Genomic DNA, 16,034 nt, shown 5'->3' with positions numbered 1-16,034 from the left:
GAATCTCCCAGAGGTTTTTCTGGACTCTAAGCTATTCGTCACGCAAATTTAAATTCCATATTATTATGACGAGCATGCAGCTGATGAATGATCTGCGCCGCATTGATCTCAACCTGCTGGTGATCCTCGACGCCTTGCTCAGCGAGCAACACGTCACCCGCGCCGCCGAACGTTTGCACCTCAGCCAGCCTGCGGTCAGCCATGCACTTGCGCGCTTGCGCGATATGTTGAGTGACCCGCTGCTGGTGCGTCAGGGCGGCACATTAGTGCCCACGGCCCGTGCCCTGGAGTTGGCGGCGCCATTGGCTGAAGCCCTGGCCCAGGTGCAGGCGCTGCTGGCGCCGAATCGCTTTGACCAGGCATCGGCCAAGCGCCGGTTTCGCGTGGCGATGTCGGACTACAGTGCGGCAATTTTCCTGCCGGGTCTGGTCCGAGTCCTGCGGCGTGAGGCGCCCGGTATCGACCTGCAAATCATCCAGGCCAGCCGCGAAGGCATGGTCGACGGTGTGCTCAATGGTGATCTCGACCTGGCAGCCGGTGTCTTCCCCGACATGCCCGCCGAACTGCGCACTGCGCCGTTGTTCGAAGAGCATTACACCTGCCTGCTAGACCGCAACAGCCTGTCGCACAACGGTGTGCTCGACCTGCCCACGTATCTGTCGCGTCCCCACGTACTGCTGGAAATGCGCGGCAGCGGCGCGCCGGAAATCGAACGGGCGCTGACAGCGATTCGTGAACGACGGCATGTGGCGATCAGCCTGCCGCACTGGGGGGTGGCGCCGCAGTTGATTGAGGGCACGGACTTGATTCTCACCGTATCGTCGCGAGGCTTGCTGAATATTGATCACCCGCATCTGGTCGCCGTGGCGCCGCCGTTTCATATCCCGTCGTTTACCTTTGAGCTGGCATGGCATGCGCGACGGGGCGGGGATTCGGGGTTGCAGTGGTTGATTGGGCAGGTGCAGGGTATGTTGTCCGAGGGCTGCAGATAACAGGAAAAAAACATGTTCTCAGGCTTCAACCACTTGACCCTGGCCGTCACCGACTTGAGTCGCAGCGTCGGCTTTTACCATGAGTTGTTGCAACTCAAGCTCGACGCCACGTGGGACACCGGCGCCTATTTGTCATTGCCGGGCCTATGGCTATGCCTGTCGCTTGATCCGCTGAGCGACTCGAAGCCGGCGGCCGATTACACCCACTATGGGTTCACTGTCGGAGCGAGTGATTTCGCTGCGCTGGTCTCGCGTCTGCGCGCCGCCGAGGTGCAAGAGTGGCGCGACAATCGAAGTGAAGGCGCCTCGTTCTATTTCCTCGATCCCGACGGCCATAAGCTCGAAGCCCATGTGGGCGACCTGGCTTCGCGTCTGTTGGCTTGCCGCGACAGCCCCTATGCGGGAATGAGGTTTTACCCATAGCGCAGGAACGTGCAGAATCCGTCCACCTTCCCACGCTTTGTCAGAGTCGCGCCCATGACCCCCTCCTTGCTGCTCGCCGTCCTCGCTTCGGGTTTTATCTACGGTATTACGCCTGGCCCCGGGGTATTGGCGGTGTTTGGTATCGGCGCTGCCCGAGGCCGTCGTGCCGGGGCGGGGTTTCTGTGCGGGCACTTGCTCGGCGATGTGCTGTGGTGCAGTACGGCGTTGGTCGCGATTGTGGGCGCGCGGGAAGTCGGCAGCAGCGCGTTCGATGTGCTCGGCGTGCTCAGTGGCCTGTACCTGTTCTGGCTCGGCTGGCGCGCGATTCGCACCCAGCGTCGCAGCAGTGATGCCCCCCAGGGTGCGGCGCGGCATCCATTCTGGCACGGCATTGTGTTCGGCTTGACCAACCCCAAGGCGTATCCGGTGGCCGTGGCGACATTTACTGCATTGCTGTCCAGCCGTGCCGAATTGCTGACCTGGTCGATGCTGCCGGCGTTGATCTTCCTGAGCTTCGTCGGTGGCCTGTTGGCCTACGCGATCCTGATCGGCGTGGTCGGTGCCCAGCGGGTGCGCACGGTGTATCAGCGCCATGAAATCCTTATCACCAAGCTCTGCGGCGTGATGTTTATCGGCTTTGCCATCAATGCCCTGGCCCATGCGTTGCCAGGCCTGTTCGGCAGCAAACCGGCCTGACGGGCCACGACCGTTCGTCGCACGGGCAAGTTTTTTCTAAACCTTTGCCGCCCGGAAAATTCGAATTCAGGGCGAGGTGTCTTTCCCCGCACCTATTTTTGCCCTGGAGGAACCCATCATGAGCCGCATGGCTATCCGGTTACGCACCGCCAGTTTCGCGATGCTGCTGGGCCTCGGCGCCAGCAATGCTTTCGCCCAGTCGCCTGCTGAATTCATCGAGCAGGCTTCGGCCAAAGGCATGGCCGATATCGAAACCAGTCGCATGGCCCACGCCAAAACCTCGTCCCAGGAAATCAAGGACTACACCATCGAGGTGATCAACGAGCGCACCCTGGCCAACCAGCATTTGGCGGCCATCGCCAAGAAGCTCGACCTGCCCGTGGCCCCACGGGAGAAGATCATCGACAAGGCCGAAACCCTGATGCCCGAACTCAAGGACGGCGATTCCTTCGACGCGGCCTACACCGCGCAGCAAGTGAAGGAAAACGAAGATGCCATTGCCTTGTTCAAGCGAGAAGGTGCGGCCTCGGATGTGCCGGAAATCAAAGCACTGGTGGATGAGACGCTGCCTAAACTGGAAGAGCGTCTGCAAAAGGCCCGGGCCCTGGCGTCGACCTACGGTAAGGGCCATCAAGGCGACGGTTGAGACCTTCACTTGATATGAAAAACGGCGGTTGGATCCTATCCAACCGCCGTTTTTTTACGCCTGGTTCAGGTCGGTCTTGTTCGGGGCCGCATCGTCGGCCGCGTGGCCGCAACTGCTGTTCAGGCTCACGGTGCCGGTGTTGCCAATGCTGCGGTATTCCTGGCGCAGTTTTTCCAGTTCCTTGCGGTCCAGGCCATCCAGGCTCAGCACGGCGTTCTGCGCATCCTTGGAGACGCGCAGCAGTTCATCGATCTTGATGTGCAGGATGTCGTTATCGCGGTTTTGCGTGTTCTGGATCAGGAACACCATGAGGAAGGTGATGATGGTGGTCGAGGTGTTGATGATCAACTGCCAGGTGTCGTTGTAGTGGAAGTACGGCCCGCTCAAGCTCCACAGGAAAATCAACGCGACCGCCGCATAGAACGTCCGGGCACTGCCTGCCCAACGGGACAAGGATTGTGAGACTGCGGAGAATTTCATGACCGTTTTCCTTAAGGTGAGTGATGAAAATACTGACCGCAGGCACGCTCTGAAATTTCTTTTTACAACTTGGGATGTGAACAACGCTGTGCGTTTTTCTGCAGGGTTCTTGGGAGTGGGCCTACGGCGTTTTGCAACGACGGGCGCAAGACTGGGGTTTTATACGGAAAATCCCATGCACGCTGACACCGCCTGCGACCTGCCTGCGCTTTATCACCAGACCGAAGATCATTATTTCGCCGCAACCTGCTCGCTGCATCGCCGCTACAACACCTGTATCAACGCTTACTTTACCGACGACTATTTCGACCCGTGGAACCTGTTGTTTATCCGAGTCGGCAGCGCGCCGATGGGGGGCGCAATGGCGGTGCCGATGGACCTGCTTCGCCGTATTTTTCTGGATACGCGCGTAGTGATTCATGAGGAAAAGGTCGGGCTGATCGCTGAGGCGCTCATGGGGATGGGCTTTCAGCCTGCCGAAAAGACGACTGCGATGGTCCTCGATCTGTCGAGCCTTGTTTCATCTACAGATGACCGCTCTGTGCAGATCAGCTTGACTCGGAACCTGGCCGATTGGGCCGTTCCCCTTGGCAACGCATTTTCGATGCCGCCCGAGGGCATTGCGCGTTATCAGGCCCGGCACCAGCGTGCTCTGGAAACGGGGCAATCGCTTCACCACTTCATCCTGTCCACCGAGGGGCAGGTGAGGTGTTCGTTGACTTTATCCCTGTGTAATGGAGAAGCTCGGCTTAACGATGTCGGCACGCTAGTGGGTTTTCGCACCAAAGGTTACGCCACGCGATTGATTCAAGCGGCCTTGCGTCACGCGTCGAGCCTGGGTGCCCGGCGATGTTTTCTTGAGGCAACCATGGACGGAATCTCGGTGTATCGAAAGTTGGGGTTCGAAGGTTTGTTCGACTACCAGTCTTTTATTCGGGGGCCGGTTGCAGTCGCCTGATCAGACGCTCATTTTTACCTGGCTGCGGTCTTCAAGCGTCAACAGATACTGCTTGGCTTCAAGCCCTCCGGCAAATCCGGTCAAGGTGCCCGAAGCGCCGATAACCCGATGGCACGGTGCAATGATCGAGATAGGGTTGCGCCCATTGGCAGCGCCCACGGCACGGACGGCTTTCGGGTTGCCGATCTGCTGGGCGATCTGGCTGTAGCTGCGGGTTTCGCCAAAAGGAATGGTCAGCAGCGCCTGCCAGACCTGCTTCTGAAAATCGGTACCGGCGAAATCCAGCTCCAAATCGAATGTATGGCGACTACCGGCGAAATACTCCTTCAACTGGCGCTCGGTTTCCAACAGCACCGGGCTCTCGTTGGCTTCGTGCAACTCACCCAGGCGCACTCGGTTGGCGCGTTCCACTTCCCACAGGATGGCGCTGAGCTTGCCATCGCGTGCCACCAGGGTGAGTTCACCGACGGGGGAGGACATGAGCTTGTATTCGTAGGGCATGAGCGGGCTCCTCGAAGGGCAGTTGTTAAACGCTACAGGCCTACGGTAATGCCATCCGCCGGACTGGAAACTACGTTTCTTGCGCTTGAATTCTCACTGGACCTACTGGAAATTCCAATAAACCCAGTTGGAATAGTACGGATACCAGTAGAACCAGGAAATCCGGTAGAGCCCCATGATCACTGAGGCCTCCCCGATTGTGACCAGGGAAATCAGATTGAACAGCGTGACGATTGCAGCGAATACGGTCACGCCTCGGCTGGCATGGCGCCTGGCAAACCCTACGCCGTAGACGGACTCGGCGATCGATCCGAGTGCCAGCCCCAGGCCCCAGGGATACGGAAGCCGCACCAGTGCGACCAGCAGTGGCAACACCAACACCCAGCCGAGTACTTGGCGCAGTACGGGTGTGGATGCGTGTTCTTTGGGTCCAATTATGGCAATAACCCTGGGGGGAACTAGTGTTGAGCGAACTTTCCGTATGAACCGGTAGTTGAAGACTGAGCGTTATCGAGCGCGCGCAACCTCATCAATGAGCGCTATAAAGGCTTGCACTGACAAATTCGGTTCCTCTCTACGGGTCAACACCAACAACCGCGCACACGCATCCGCCTCCACCAAAGGCCGATAAGTTACGCCCTTGTTCATCAAACTCTGCGTACAGGCTGGCACCAGGGCCACCCCTTGCCCGGCGGCCACCAGCGCAATGATCGAGGTGATCTGCCGTCCGGTCGGTCCGGCATGCAATGGCACGCCATGGTGGCGGTAAAGCTGCTCGATGGACTGGTTCAGCCCCGAGCCGTAATCCGCTGGAAACAGAATCAAAGGATAGGCACCGAGCTGCGCCAGGCTGATACCGGCCTGGTCAGCCAGGGGGCTGTCACTCGACACTGCGGCCACAAGGCGTTCCTCGCCCAATGACAGCGCGTGCACCTTGTCGTTTTGCGGCAACAGCCGGCTCAAGCCGATATCCAGCCGCCCGTCGGCGACCTGTGCTCCGAGGCTGCCGGAGGCGCATTCCACCAGGGTCAGTTGCACATCGGGAAAGCGCTGGGCGAAAGCCTGGATCGACTGGCTGAACAGGTCCGACAGGGCAATCGAGCTGACGTAGCCCAAGGCCAGTTGACCCGCTGTCCCTGCTGCCAACTTACCGGCAATCACCTGAGCCAACTCCACCTGTTCCAACACGCCACGTGCGTAGGGCAGGAACGAGCGGCCCTGGGCGGTGAGCGTTACGGTGCGGCTGGTGCGATCGAACAGCTTGAAACCCAAGTCTGCCTCCAGCGCTGAAATCTGCCGGGTCAAAGGCGGTTGGGCGAGGTGCAGGCGCAGGGCGGCGCGACCGAAGTGCAATTCTTCGGCGACCGTCAGAAAGTAACGCAGCTTGCGTAGGTCGAGCATCCTGATCCTTGGGTATCAATCGGTCGGAATTCGGTATTGGTTTAAGACCCGCCGGCCATTCTATAAAGACCTTTCAAAATAAAACGAGAGGTTTCATGAAACCGCGCCTGCATTGTGCCCGCCTTGCCCTGTTCCTGTGTGGCTGCGCGGCGTTTCTCAACCTCTATGCGACCCAAAGCATTCTCCAGACGTTTGCCGCGCATTTTCATATCAGTGCCAAGGATGCGGGTTGGAGCATCACCGTCACCACCCTGGCGGTGGCGATCACTGCCCCGTTCGTCAGTCGCCTGACCAGGCGCTTCGAGCAACGCAGCGTGATCGTCGTGGCGGCGTTACTGCTGGCGCTGCCGGCATTGATGACCGCTTATGCCGACAGCTTTGCCGAAGTGCTGGTGTGGCGCTTTGTCGAAGGCATGTTGATCCCGGTGGTGTTTGCCACCAGCGTGGCTTACATCGGCGACCGCTGGAGCGGTGGCACGGTCACTGAGGTCACGAGTCTCTACGTCGCGGGCACCGTGTTGGGCGGGTTCGCCGGGCGCTTCGTCACCGGGGTGATGACCGAATATGTGGGCTGGCGCGAAGCCTTTGAATTGCTCGCGGTACTGAGCTTGATGGTCGGCGGGTTTATCCAGTTTCTGTTACCGGCCAACCGCCCACGGACCGTGCAGGTTAAAGCCTCTTCGTCAGGTGTATTTCGCCGGCCGCTGTTGGCAGCTTACGCCGTAGGTTTCTGCGTGCTGTTCTCGCAAGTCGCGGCGTTTACCTACGCAGGTTTGTACTTGGGCCTGCCGCCGTTCAACCTTGGGCCTGCGGCCTTGGGGACGTTGTACATGGTGTTCCTGTTGGCGTTGATCGTGATCCCCATCGCCGGGCGCCTCAGCAAAGCCCGCCCCCATGCCGAACTGCTGAGTGTCGCCGCCGTGCTGGGCGTCAGCGGTTCGGCGTTGACCTTGGTGCCGTCCCTGTGGTGCATCGTAGTCGGCCTGGCGCTCAGTTCCACCGGCGTATTCCTCGCCCAAGCCGCCGCCAATGCGTTTATCAACGCCACCGCGCGCAATAACAAGACGGGCGCTGTCGGTGTTTATCTCACCTGTTATTACCTGGGCGGCAGTGGCGGCGCCATTGTCCCGGCGCTGATCTGGGAACGCTGGGGCTGGGCCGGTTGCGTGGTGCTGATCATCGGTTTCCAGCTGCTGACCTTGTTGATCGCCTTGACCGGCTGGAAGCCCCTTAAACCTGAGCTGATTTCTGCACCATGAACGACACCGTCGCTGTGCCTTCGTCCGAATTAACAACGCGCCGTCGCGCCCTGTTCGCCGGTTGCAGCGCCCATGCCGTGCACGATGGGCTCACTGATGTGATCTATGTTTTGCTGCCTGTCTGGCAGGCTCAGTTCGCCTTGCCCTACGCCCAGATCGGCCTGTTACGTGGCGCCTATTCCGGGATGATGGCCGTGTTCCAATTGCTGGCCAGCCGCGCCGCCAGACGCTGGGGCCGCACGCTGATACTGGTGGGAGGCACTGCGCTGGCGGGTGTTGCCTACCGGTACCGCCGGCATCGGTCTTGCGCTGACCCTGCTGTTCATCGGCGGTGCCTTCGGCAAACTGTTCTGCGGCTATCTCGGCGCACGCATCGGCATGATGAAGACCGTGTGGATCACGGAAACCAGCACCGCACTGCTGATCGTCGCGGCGGTGTACCTGCCCTTGAGTGGGTTGATGGTGATGCTGCCGCTGTTGGGGTTGGTACTGAATGGCACCTCCTCGGTGCTGTACGGCGCCGTGCCCGACCTTGCCGGCGCGGGCAAGCGCGAGCAGGCGTTTGCGCTGTTCTACACCGGCACCATTGGGGGTGGCGCGTTGGCGCCGGTGGTGTTTGGTGGCGTGGGGGATGCGCTGGGCGTGCCGGTGGCGGTGATGGTGTTGGCGGGGATGTTGGGTGTGACGTTGCCGTTGGCGTGGGTGGCTTCCTCGCTGTCGAGCAGGTCAACAAGATCGAAAGCGGTCAATGGCTGAGTAATGATCAAACCTATGTATGCATTTCTGGTGGGGTGGGGCCATGGACAATGATGTGAGTGGCAGGTTGAATTCAAACGTTCTTCAGCGGCTATTTGTTGCCAAAAGCTTCGATTTCTTCATGCTTCGAGCATGGGTCTGAACCTTGCGGCATTGCCTACACAACGATCAGACTCGTCCGAGTTGTGCGCCTTGGACGACCTCTTTAAGGTTCGTCAGCCGCTGCCCATCAGCGGTCGGGTTTAGTAGCCCGATACGATCAACGGCGTACAGCTGCTCTTATGGTGGCTGCACGCAGGGCGTCTTCGGGCGCGCCGGTTTCGTTGATTCGCCGGTCTACTAACCTGCGTACAGCCGCCACCCATTGTTTAGTAGCTCTGGTATGCGGTCCCTAACGAGGATCAACAGATGTGTACTGACTCATGCAATCCATCCGTAAAACTGTTCAGCGTCCGTCCCGAAATCGACACTCAAGCGCTGCTCGCCAACGCCTACGAAACCATCGCCGGTGCAGGTGCCATGACCCACGAGTTCGTCGAAAGCCTGCCCTCTCAACAGCGCTATCTGGCCCTGGCCATTCAGCAGATGATTGAACTGGGCCTGCTGCTGGTCGAGGCTGTTCAGGACCGTGTGGACCGAGCCGCGTCGGCCATCCGTACGGTGTAAACGGCTTGCCTTCCCAGGCCGCCCATACCACGGGGGAGGGGAGCCAGAATTTACAGTGTCGCCGCCAGCGAAAACGGAATGCGCAACGCACCGATAGGCCCTTCACGCGTGCCGCACATTTCATCGTGAACGCAGTGTTGCACCAGTACGCAAGGAAACGGCGGAACCCGTTGCAACAGGTCGCGTAAATGCGTGGTGGACCCGATGCGCAGCGGCTTGCCGTGATCGTCCAGTAACGTTGCCTCGACGTGCTCCAGCCTGACGCGAGCGATATAGAAACCGCCCTCCAGGGACAGCAACTCCAGCTCACGTATTTCGCCTTTCCCGGCCAGCTCGGCCAGCATTTGCATATTCATGATTGACCCTCGCTCGGACTCATTGGCGACGAAAGAACAGCGTGACCTGACCCCACTCGACACCGAACTTGGACATGCTCGAGCGGTTGATCAAGGTGTCCTCGTCCATCAGGTACATCCAATCGTCAAAGCTGACTTCGTACACCGAGCCATCCACCGGCAGATTGAGCCGGTAGCGCCAACGCAGCGCATTACCCGCCACTTCGCCGATCGCCTCGCCCACCACATCCCCGGCTCGTCCGCGCCAGCGCCCTGGGCCGTCCGGCGTCAGTGTCCACACCCGTTGCTGGCGCGTGCCATCGCTGTACAAGAAACGCTCGTCCAGAATCAACGCGTTGCCCTCGCGCCGGCTGGCAATATCGACCTCAAAGCGCTTGGCCACTTCCCCCGAACGCTTCTGGAAGATGCCCCAGGCTTTCACGGGTTTACTGAAGAAGCGCTCCAGGTCCAGTTTCGGTTGCTGGTCGGCGTAGTGGTTGACCTCAACGTTGCTGCAACTGGCCAAGCTCAATACCAGCAACAGTGAAAACAGTAGACGTGTCATGGCCTGGCTCTTCGAAGGTACGGGGCGAAGTGCCGCCGCTCGAAGCATGATACTTGTACAAGAAAACTAATTTGTACAGGTTTGTGCGCGCTTTATTTTTCGAATCTCAAATCCCACCCATAAAAAAACCGGCCACCAAGGACCGGTTTTTTTATGCATCCCCCGCCAAAACCCTGCTGGCGTGGAATCTATGTCTGAGTGGAGCGGGTGAAGGGAATCGAACCCTCGTTATCAGCTTGGGAAGCTGGAGTAATGCCATTATACGACACCCGCTCAGAGCGGCTGACTTTGTACCAGATGTGCGCCGGGATTTGAAGTTTTTCTTCGAAAAATGTGCGAGTTGCAGGCACTTGCCCTGGCGACGAACGGAGCCGATGTAGGAGCGAGCTTGCTCGCGAAGAATTCAAGAGCGCCGCGTTCAACCAGGGCGCGCACGTCATCGTTGGCGATCTTCGCGAGCAAGAACTAGGCGTCCCCCTCGCTCCTGCACGGTATTTCAGATGGCAAAGGCATGCTGTGTCTGGCCCTGGTGATAACGCAATCGGCTGACCTGCCGTTCCGGTTTCAAAAAGCCCACCACCGCCTCACGGCTATCCCGGCACGCCGCCTTGTGCTCCATATCCAGGAAATGCCCCGTCGCCTGGATGGTGCTGAAGCTGCACTTCGCCACGTACTGCCCGAACTGCCTGGCATCTTCGGCGCTGGTGTACTCGTCCCATTCGCCGTTCAAAAACAGCACCGGCACGTCGATCTGCCGCGCGGCGTTGAGGTAGCACAGGCGGTCGTTGTGCAGTACCTGGCTGATGTGAAAATGCATCTGCCCGTATTCGTGCTCGGCCAGGTTGCTCACATGCTTGTAGTTGAATCGCTTGAACAGCGACGGCAGGTGTTTGCCGATGGTGCTGTTGATCAGGTGGCCGACGCGGTCGCGGTCGAGGTTGCCGAGGTAATCGACGCCACGTTCGAGGTAGTCACGCATCGGTGCGTTGATCACCGGCGAGAACGAGCTGATCACGGCCTTTTCCACACGGCGTGGCCGCTGGGCGAGGGCCACCAGGGTGGCGGCGCCGCCCCAGGAGAAGGACAGCACGTGCTCGGCGGCGAAGTGGTCGATAAGTTCCAGGAGAATCTGGCCTTCGACTTCCTTCGTCAGCATTTGCTCATGACGGTTATGGATTTTGGAGCGACCGGCGTAGGGCTGGTCGTACAAAACCACATTGAATTGCGGGTACAGGCTTTTCACGGTTTGGGCGAAGGAGGCCGTGGTGGCCATCGAGCCGTTGACCAGGATGATGGTCTTTTCAGCAGCATCCGCGCGATAGAACTCCGTGTAAACCCGATACTGACCCTGTATATCCAACACAGCGATTTCTGGCCTCATGTCGTAAGACTCCTGGCAAGCGGGTAGGGCGCGCAGATCACTCTGCACGAGCTTTATGACAGGTAGGCATACGCCTGGAAGATGAGGGCCCATGTCGGTCCGATGACGGCTGGCCGACGGGTGTTGTTATGGCGGGCTGTTTGCCTGGGAGGCCCGTAGATCAAGCGCGGGCGGGGCAAGGTGTTTCTTGGAGGTTATAGGCGACTCGTCAGTCATAATTTGGCTGACGGTTTGATTCAAGCAGTAGACCGGGGATGTCGCAAGTTGCAGAAATGGGTTTTTGCCATCACCGGCCGAACGGTCGTCAGACTTGTCGGATTTCTTCCTCGGACAGCGCCCGGTACTCGCCCGGCGCTAGGGCCGCATCCAATCCCAATGGGCCCATTCGCTCACGGTGCAGGCCGATCACTTTGTTGTTGAAGTGTCCGAACATGCGCTTTACCTGGTGATAGCGGCCTTCGATGATGCTCAATCGTGCCAGGCGTGGCCCCAACAGCTCCAGCTCGGCCGGTTGCGTCGTAAGGTCTTCAAACGCGAAGTACAGGCCCGCCGCAAAGGTTGCCGCGTATGCGGGGCCGATGTCCTGCTCGGTCTCCACCCGATAGACCTTGGGCAGCTTGGTCTGCGGTTGCGTCAGGCGCCGCGACCACTGGCCGTCGTTGGTGATCAGCATCAGGCCGGTGGTGTTGAAATCCAGGCGACCGGCGATATGCAGCTCGCCTTTGTCCGGCTCATCCAGCAGGTCCAGGACAGTCGGGTGTTGCGGGTCCGAGGTGGCGCTGACGCAGCCCTGAGGTTTGTGCAGCATGAAATAGCGCGCCGCTTTGCCTGCCTGCAACACGTCATCGTCAACACACACGCGGCTGAATTCGCGCACTTCATGATGAGGGTCACTGACTGCCACGCCATCCACCGTCACCCGCCGCTCGACCAGCAACACGCGCACTTGCTGGCGATTGAAACGCGGCAGGTTGCTGAGGAAACGGTCAACGCGCATTGCGAAGCTGCTCATCCACCTGAGCACAGCGCGGGCACAGGCAGGCCGTGTTGCGCAATGCATCGGGCAGCGCTTCAAGCACCGCCGGGTCGATGGTGACGCTGTAGCACCAGCACGGCTGGTCGGCGGTGCGTGGGTCGGCCAGGGTGCAATCGTTGCGGGCACCGCAGGCGGGGCAAAGGGTTGGCGTGGTCATGGTCGGTGGGGGCAGGGCCTCGGAAGTCCCTGCACGATACAGCTCCGGTCAGTCCCGTTCCAGCACCACGACCCGCTGGCCTGCGCCAATCCCGCTGCCCGGTCGCACCGGGATTTCCCGCACCACCCCGGCAAACGGCGCCAGCACCGGGATCTCCATTTTCATCGACTCCAGAATCACCAGCACATCACCGGCCGCAACCCGCGCGCCCACGCTTACCTGTACCTGCCAGAGATTGCCGGCGATATGGCTGTCGATGCTGTATTCATTGGCCGTAAGCGGCGTGTCTTGCCCCGCTGGCGCCGCGAGTTCTTCGCTGTCGAAATGTGCCTGGCCGCTGACGATCCAGCGCTCACGCTCGGCGTTGAACGCCTGTTGCTGTTGTTCACGAAAAGCACTGATCCCCGAGGCTTCCCGCGCAAGAAATGCTTGGTAATCCGTCAGGTTCAGGGTGCTCTCCTCGATATCCAGCTCGAAGCGTCCCAGGGGAAAATCCCGACGAATCCGCACCAGTTCATCCGCGCTCACGGGATAGAACCGAATCTGATCGAAGAAGCGCAGCAGCCAGGGTTTTCCATCAAACGCCGCGACTTCGCGATAGCGGTTCCACATCTGCAAGGTGCGCCCGACAAACTGATAACCGCCGGGCCCTTCCATGCCGTACACGCACAAATACGCGCCGCCGATGCCCACCGAATTCTCCGCGGTCCAGGTGCGGGCCGGGTTGTATTTGGTGGTCACCAGACGATGACGCGGGTCCAGCGGCGTGGCCACCGGCGCGCCGAGGTAGACGTCGCCCAGGCCCATCACCAGGTAGCTGGCGTCGAACACCGTGTGGCGCACTTCATCGAGGTTGGCCAGGTCGTTGATGCGACGGATGAACTCCAGGTTGCTCGGGCACCACGGGGCGTCCTTGCGCACAGTGGTCATGTATTTTTCGATGGCCAGCTGGCACGCCGGGTCGTCCCAGGACAGCGGCAGGTGCACGATGCGCGAAGGCACTTGCAGGTTTTGGCGGGTGCACACGGCGGTCCACTCGTGGGTGATCAGTGCCAGCAGGTCGGCCAGGGGCAGTTGCTCGGGTTGATAGTGGATCTGCAGCGAGCGGATGCCGGGCGTCAGGTCGATCACGCCCTTCAATGCTCGGGTTTCGAGGGCCTGCATCAGGGCATGGGCGCGAAAGCGCAGCACCAGGTCCAGCTCCGGCGCGCCGATTTCCAGCAGCAGGTGGGTGTCGCCAGCGAGGCGCGCGACCAGGCGGGTGTCGGCTTGGCCGATGTCCAGGATGATGGGGGATGCCAATTGCTCGATGCTGGCGGCGGACCGAGTTGAGCCCATCGCGAGCAAGCTCTGCTCCCACAGGGTTTCGGCATCCCTTTGATCCCAGTTCAGGGCAAGGTCGCGGGCGGTCTTGAGGTCCACGGGATCAAAGCGAATCTTGTCACCGGCCTTGAGCTGGCCGAGCTGCCAAAGATCCGCCTCGATCACCGTGACCGGGCACACAAAACCGCCCAGGCTTGGCCCATCCGGCCCCAGGATCACCGGCATGTCCCCGGTGAAATCCACCGCGCCGATGGCATAGGGGTTGTCATGGATATTCGACGGATGCAGCCCTGCTTCACCGCCATCCGTGCGTGCCCAAAGAGGCTTCGGCCCGATCAGCCGGACACCGGTGCGGCTGGAGTTGAAATGCACTTCCCACTGCGTGGCGAAGAAGGTGTCGATGTACGCTGGCAGGAAGTATTCCGGCGCGCCGTGAGGGCCATAAATCACCCGCAGTGTGCGGACCTCCGGCAGCGGTTCGGCGACTAATTGTTGCCCGGCGTTCAGGTCTTCCAACGGCAACAGATGCAACACATCGCCCGCCCGCAAGGCGCGACCCCCATGCCCGCCAAACTGGCCGAGGGTGAAGGTGCTTTTGCTGCCCAGGTAGTCCGGCACTTGCAGCCCGCCACGCAGGCACAGGTAGCTGCGTGCCCCGGCGCCGGCGAGGGTGCCCAGGCTCAGGATCGACCCGGCCTCAATCAGCAACGCGGTGTTCATTGGCACGGCTCGATCATTCAACCGCAACGGGATTTCAGCACCGGTCACTGCGACCACCGCCGCGCAATTGAAGCGCAGCAGCGGCCCGCTCATGGTGATTTCCAGCGCCGCAGCCCCCTCGTCGTTGCCCAGCAGGCGATTGCCCAGGCGCAGCGCGCGGCTGTCCATCGGCCCTGACGGCGGCACACCCACGGCCCAGTAGCCGAGGCGGCCGGGATAGTCCTGCACACTGGTTTGCGTGCCCGCGCTGACGACTTCAAACGTGTCGGCCACGTAGACCAGGTCTTCCAGGCATCGCGTCCACGGCCGGCCATTGGCGAAGGGCGGGGCCAGCAGGATTTGGCGCAGGTAATCGCGGTTGGTTTCCACGCCGTACAACTGGCTGTCGCTCAACGCCTGATGCAGAGCCAGGCGCGCCTGTTCGCGGGTGGGCGCCCACGTGATGAGCTTGGCGATCATCGGATCGAAGTACGGCGGGATCTCGCAGCCGGCTTCCACCCAGGTGTCGATCCGCAGACCCTCGGTCTGCGGGAAATCCACACGGGTGAGCAAGCCGGGGCTCGGCTGGAAATCCCGGCCCGGGTCTTCGGCATACAGGCGCGCCTGGATCGCGTGGCCCTGGGGGGTTAACTCGAGTGTGTTCAGCGGCGGCATTTCCCCGGCCGCCAGTTGCACCATCCAGCGCACCAGGTCCACGCCCCACACCTGCTCGGTGACGCCGTGTTCCACCTGCAAGCGCGTGTTCACCTCGAGGAAGTAGAAGCGCCCGTCCGCACTGTCATAGATAAATTCCACGGTGCCGGCGCTGCGGTAATTCACGGCCTTGGCCAGGGTGATGGCGGCCGCGCACAGCGCCTCGGCCATGCCGTCGGGCAGGTTCGGCGCCGGGGTTTCTTCGAGGACTTTCTGGTTGCGCCGTTGCACCGAGCAGTCGCGTACGCCGAGGGCGATCACTTCACCGGCACCGTCGCCGAACACCTGCACTTCCAGGTGGCGTGCGTGCTCGATGTACTTCTCGATAAACACGCCGGCATCGCTGAAATTGTTCTGCCCCAGGCGTTTGACCGCCTCGAAGGATTCACTCAATTCCTCTGCGCTGCGGCACACGCGCATGCCGATACCGCCGCCCCCAGCAGTGCTTTTGAGCATCACCGGATAGCCCACGGCGTCGGCGGCCAGCAACGCAGAGGCGAGGCTGTCGAGCAGTTCGGTGCCTTCCAGCAGTGGGATCTTGTGCTGCTTGGCCAAGGCGCGGGCGGTGTGCTTGAGGCCGAAGACCCGAAGTTGTTGCGGTGTCGGCCCGACAAAGGCGATGCCGGCGTTTTCACAGGCTTCGGCAAACGCTGCGTTCTCCGACAGGAAGCCGTAGCCGGGATGGATCGCCTTGGCCCCACAGGCCTTGGCGGTGGCGAGGATTTTTTCCACCGCCAGATACGTACTGGCCGCCGCGCCTTCACCGAGGCTGTAGGCCTCGTCGGCTTGCTGGATATGCAGGCTCGCCGCATCGGCCTCGGCGTACACGGCGATGCCCTTGACCTGTAGCTCGCGCAAGGTGCGCAGGATGCGGCAGGCGATGGCGCCACGGTTGGCGATCAACAGTTTTTCGAACATGGCAAAACCCTGCGGGCCGTCCCGCAAAGTGGGGGAGCACTGCGGTCGTCCGCAGTGCGTGTGGTTAGTGTGGGAGGGGGCATTACTGGACCACCGCTATCGGGGGCAAGCCCAATGCCTGTAGGAAC

General features: G+C 60.8%; 17 protein-coding genes, 1 tRNA gene and 1 pseudogene. 8 read left to right on the top strand and 11 right to left on the bottom strand.

The features are described from left to right. The first annotated feature begins 74 nt into the window (after window positions 1–74). From HCF10_RS23545 to HCF10_RS23530, 4 genes are all read left to right on the top strand, one after another. Window positions 75–992 (top strand): LysR family transcriptional regulator, encoded by a 918-nt coding sequence (locus HCF10_RS23545; protein WP_237683173.1) that lies wholly within the window; start codon window positions 75–77, stop codon window positions 990–992. A gap of 12 nt (window positions 993–1,004) precedes the next feature. Then, window positions 1,005–1,415, top strand: a complete 411-nt coding sequence (gene fos, locus HCF10_RS23540; protein ID WP_167656517.1) for a fosfomycin resistance glutathione transferase — start codon at window positions 1,005–1,007, stop codon at window positions 1,413–1,415. A gap of 54 nt (window positions 1,416–1,469) precedes the next feature. After that, on the top strand, window positions 1,470–2,111 hold the full coding sequence (locus HCF10_RS23535; RefSeq protein ID WP_131697145.1) for a LysE family translocator: 642 nt from the start codon (window positions 1,470–1,472) through the stop codon (window positions 2,109–2,111). 118 nt (window positions 2,112–2,229) lie between these two features. Further along, window positions 2,230–2,757: a DUF4142 domain-containing protein gene (locus HCF10_RS23530; protein ID WP_131697144.1), complete on the top strand. Its 528-nt coding sequence runs from the start codon at window positions 2,230–2,232 to the stop codon at window positions 2,755–2,757. A gap of 54 nt (window positions 2,758–2,811) precedes the next feature. Here the strand turns inward: HCF10_RS23530 and HCF10_RS23525 are convergent, their stop codons facing one another. Beyond that, window positions 2,812–3,237, bottom strand: a complete 426-nt coding sequence (locus tag HCF10_RS23525; RefSeq protein WP_027604355.1) for a low affinity iron permease family protein — start codon at window positions 3,235–3,237, stop codon at window positions 2,812–2,814. Here HCF10_RS23525 and HCF10_RS23520 point away from each other — a divergent pair. Beyond that, window positions 3,236–4,195: a GNAT family N-acetyltransferase gene (locus tag HCF10_RS23520; protein ID WP_337782371.1), complete on the top strand. Its 960-nt coding sequence runs from the start codon at window positions 3,236–3,238 to the stop codon at window positions 4,193–4,195. The genes HCF10_RS23525 and HCF10_RS23520 overlap by 2 nt on opposite strands. Here HCF10_RS23520 and HCF10_RS23515 read toward each other — a convergent pair whose 3' ends face one another. From HCF10_RS23515 to HCF10_RS23505, 3 genes are all read right to left on the bottom strand, one after another. Beyond that, a complete protein-coding gene (locus tag HCF10_RS23515) occupies window positions 4,196–4,696 on the bottom strand; it encodes a methylated-DNA--[protein]-cysteine S-methyltransferase (RefSeq protein WP_145334924.1) in 501 nt (166 codons plus the stop codon). Window positions 4,697–4,798: 102 nt separating this feature from the next. Then, complete coding sequence (locus tag HCF10_RS23510; protein WP_167656537.1) at window positions 4,799–5,134, bottom strand: hypothetical protein; 336 nt, start codon at window positions 5,132–5,134, stop codon at window positions 4,799–4,801. Between the two features lie 69 nt (window positions 5,135–5,203). Continuing rightward, window positions 5,204–6,097 (bottom strand): LysR family transcriptional regulator, encoded by an 894-nt coding sequence (locus HCF10_RS23505; protein WP_131697141.1) that lies wholly within the window; start codon window positions 6,095–6,097, stop codon window positions 5,204–5,206. A 95-nt stretch (window positions 6,098–6,192) separates the two neighbouring features. Between HCF10_RS23505 and HCF10_RS23500 the strand changes: the two genes are divergently transcribed. The 3 genes and pseudogenes from HCF10_RS23500 (at window position 6,193) to HCF10_RS23490 (ending at window position 8,778) form a co-directional block, all read left to right on the top strand. Beyond that, a complete protein-coding gene (locus tag HCF10_RS23500) occupies window positions 6,193–7,356 on the top strand; it encodes an MFS transporter (RefSeq protein WP_167656516.1) in 1,164 nt (387 codons plus the stop codon). Beyond that, window positions 7,353–8,112: pseudogene (locus tag HCF10_RS23495) on the top strand (MFS transporter). Before HCF10_RS23500 ends, HCF10_RS23495 begins: the two are co-directional and overlap by 4 nt. A 408-nt stretch (window positions 8,113–8,520) precedes the next feature. Continuing rightward, window positions 8,521–8,778 carry a DUF6124 family protein gene (locus tag HCF10_RS23490; RefSeq protein WP_167656515.1) on the top strand — a complete coding sequence of 86 codons (258 nt, stop codon included), beginning with the start codon at window positions 8,521–8,523 and terminating at the stop codon, window positions 8,776–8,778. Between the two features lie 50 nt (window positions 8,779–8,828). Here HCF10_RS23490 and HCF10_RS23485 read toward each other — a convergent pair whose 3' ends face one another. From HCF10_RS23485 to uca, 7 genes are all read right to left on the bottom strand, one after another. Then, window positions 8,829–9,134 carry a DUF6482 family protein gene (locus tag HCF10_RS23485; protein WP_131697138.1) on the bottom strand — a complete coding sequence of 102 codons (306 nt, stop codon included), beginning with the start codon at window positions 9,132–9,134 and terminating at the stop codon, window positions 8,829–8,831. A gap of 19 nt (window positions 9,135–9,153) precedes the next feature. Further along, on the bottom strand, window positions 9,154–9,678 hold the full coding sequence (locus tag HCF10_RS23480) for a DUF3833 domain-containing protein (RefSeq protein WP_167656514.1): 525 nt from the start codon (window positions 9,676–9,678) through the stop codon (window positions 9,154–9,156). A 199-nt stretch (window positions 9,679–9,877) separates the two neighbouring features. Next, window positions 9,878–9,951: transfer RNA gene (locus HCF10_RS23475), tRNA-Gly, on the bottom strand. 223 nt (window positions 9,952–10,174) lie between these two features. Beyond that, window positions 10,175–11,059 (bottom strand): alpha/beta fold hydrolase, encoded by an 885-nt coding sequence (locus HCF10_RS23470; RefSeq protein ID WP_167656513.1) that lies wholly within the window; start codon window positions 11,057–11,059, stop codon window positions 10,175–10,177. Between the two features lie 304 nt (window positions 11,060–11,363). Then, the gene (locus tag HCF10_RS23465) at window positions 11,364–12,056 is read right to left on the bottom strand and encodes a 16S rRNA pseudouridine(516) synthase (protein ID WP_131697134.1); all 693 of its coding nucleotides are present in this window, start codon (window positions 12,054–12,056) and stop codon (window positions 11,364–11,366) included. Continuing rightward, a complete protein-coding gene (locus HCF10_RS23460) occupies window positions 12,046–12,252 on the bottom strand; it encodes a cysteine-rich CWC family protein (RefSeq protein WP_065938870.1) in 207 nt (68 codons plus the stop codon). Before HCF10_RS23460 ends, HCF10_RS23465 begins: the two co-directional genes overlap by 11 nt. A gap of 48 nt (window positions 12,253–12,300) precedes the next feature. Then, the gene (gene uca, locus HCF10_RS23455; protein WP_167656512.1) at window positions 12,301–15,906 is read right to left on the bottom strand and encodes an urea carboxylase; all 3,606 of its coding nucleotides are present in this window, start codon (window positions 15,904–15,906) and stop codon (window positions 12,301–12,303) included. Window positions 15,907–16,034: the final 128 nt, after the last annotated feature.

This window comes from Pseudomonas sp. B14(2022), assembly GCF_012030485.1.
In the GTDB taxonomy this organism is placed as follows: Bacteria; Pseudomonadota; Gammaproteobacteria; order Pseudomonadales; family Pseudomonadaceae; genus Aquipseudomonas.
This window is presented reverse-complemented; position numbering and strand designations above follow the sequence as displayed.

Excerpts from the sequence above, each read along its gene's own strand:
- HCF10_RS23545 (WP_237683173.1), top strand. The coding sequence starts at position 75 with ATGCAGCTGATGAATGATCTGCGCCGCATTGATCTCAACCTGCTGGTG.
- fos (WP_167656517.1), top strand. The coding sequence starts at position 1,005 with ATGTTCTCAGGCTTCAACCACTTGACCCTGGCCGTCACCGACTTGAGT.
- HCF10_RS23535 (WP_131697145.1), top strand. The coding sequence starts at position 1,470 with ATGACCCCCTCCTTGCTGCTCGCCGTCCTCGCTTCGGGTTTTATCTAC.
- HCF10_RS23530 (WP_131697144.1), top strand. The coding sequence starts at position 2,230 with ATGAGCCGCATGGCTATCCGGTTACGCACCGCCAGTTTCGCGATGCTG.
- HCF10_RS23520 (WP_337782371.1), top strand. The coding sequence starts at position 3,236 with ATGACCGTTTTCCTTAAGGTGAGTGATGAAAATACTGACCGCAGGCAC.
- HCF10_RS23525 (WP_027604355.1), bottom strand. The coding sequence starts at position 3,237 with ATGAAATTCTCCGCAGTCTCACAATCCTTGTCCCGTTGGGCAGGCAGT.
- HCF10_RS23515 (WP_145334924.1), bottom strand. The coding sequence starts at position 4,696 with ATGCCCTACGAATACAAGCTCATGTCCTCCCCCGTCGGTGAACTCACC.
- HCF10_RS23505 (WP_131697141.1), bottom strand. The coding sequence starts at position 6,097 with ATGCTCGACCTACGCAAGCTGCGTTACTTTCTGACGGTCGCCGAAGAA.
- HCF10_RS23500 (WP_167656516.1), top strand. The coding sequence starts at position 6,193 with ATGAAACCGCGCCTGCATTGTGCCCGCCTTGCCCTGTTCCTGTGTGGC.
- HCF10_RS23490 (WP_167656515.1), top strand. The coding sequence starts at position 8,521 with ATGTGTACTGACTCATGCAATCCATCCGTAAAACTGTTCAGCGTCCGT.
- HCF10_RS23485 (WP_131697138.1), bottom strand. The coding sequence starts at position 9,134 with ATGAATATGCAAATGCTGGCCGAGCTGGCCGGGAAAGGCGAAATACGT.
- HCF10_RS23480 (WP_167656514.1), bottom strand. The coding sequence starts at position 9,678 with ATGACACGTCTACTGTTTTCACTGTTGCTGGTATTGAGCTTGGCCAGT.
- HCF10_RS23470 (WP_167656513.1), bottom strand. The coding sequence starts at position 11,059 with ATGAGGCCAGAAATCGCTGTGTTGGATATACAGGGTCAGTATCGGGTT.
- HCF10_RS23465 (WP_131697134.1), bottom strand. The coding sequence starts at position 12,056 with ATGCGCGTTGACCGTTTCCTCAGCAACCTGCCGCGTTTCAATCGCCAG.
- HCF10_RS23460 (WP_065938870.1), bottom strand. The coding sequence starts at position 12,252 with ATGACCACGCCAACCCTTTGCCCCGCCTGCGGTGCCCGCAACGATTGC.
- uca (WP_167656512.1), bottom strand. The coding sequence starts at position 15,906 with ATGTTCGAAAAACTGTTGATCGCCAACCGTGGCGCCATCGCCTGCCGC.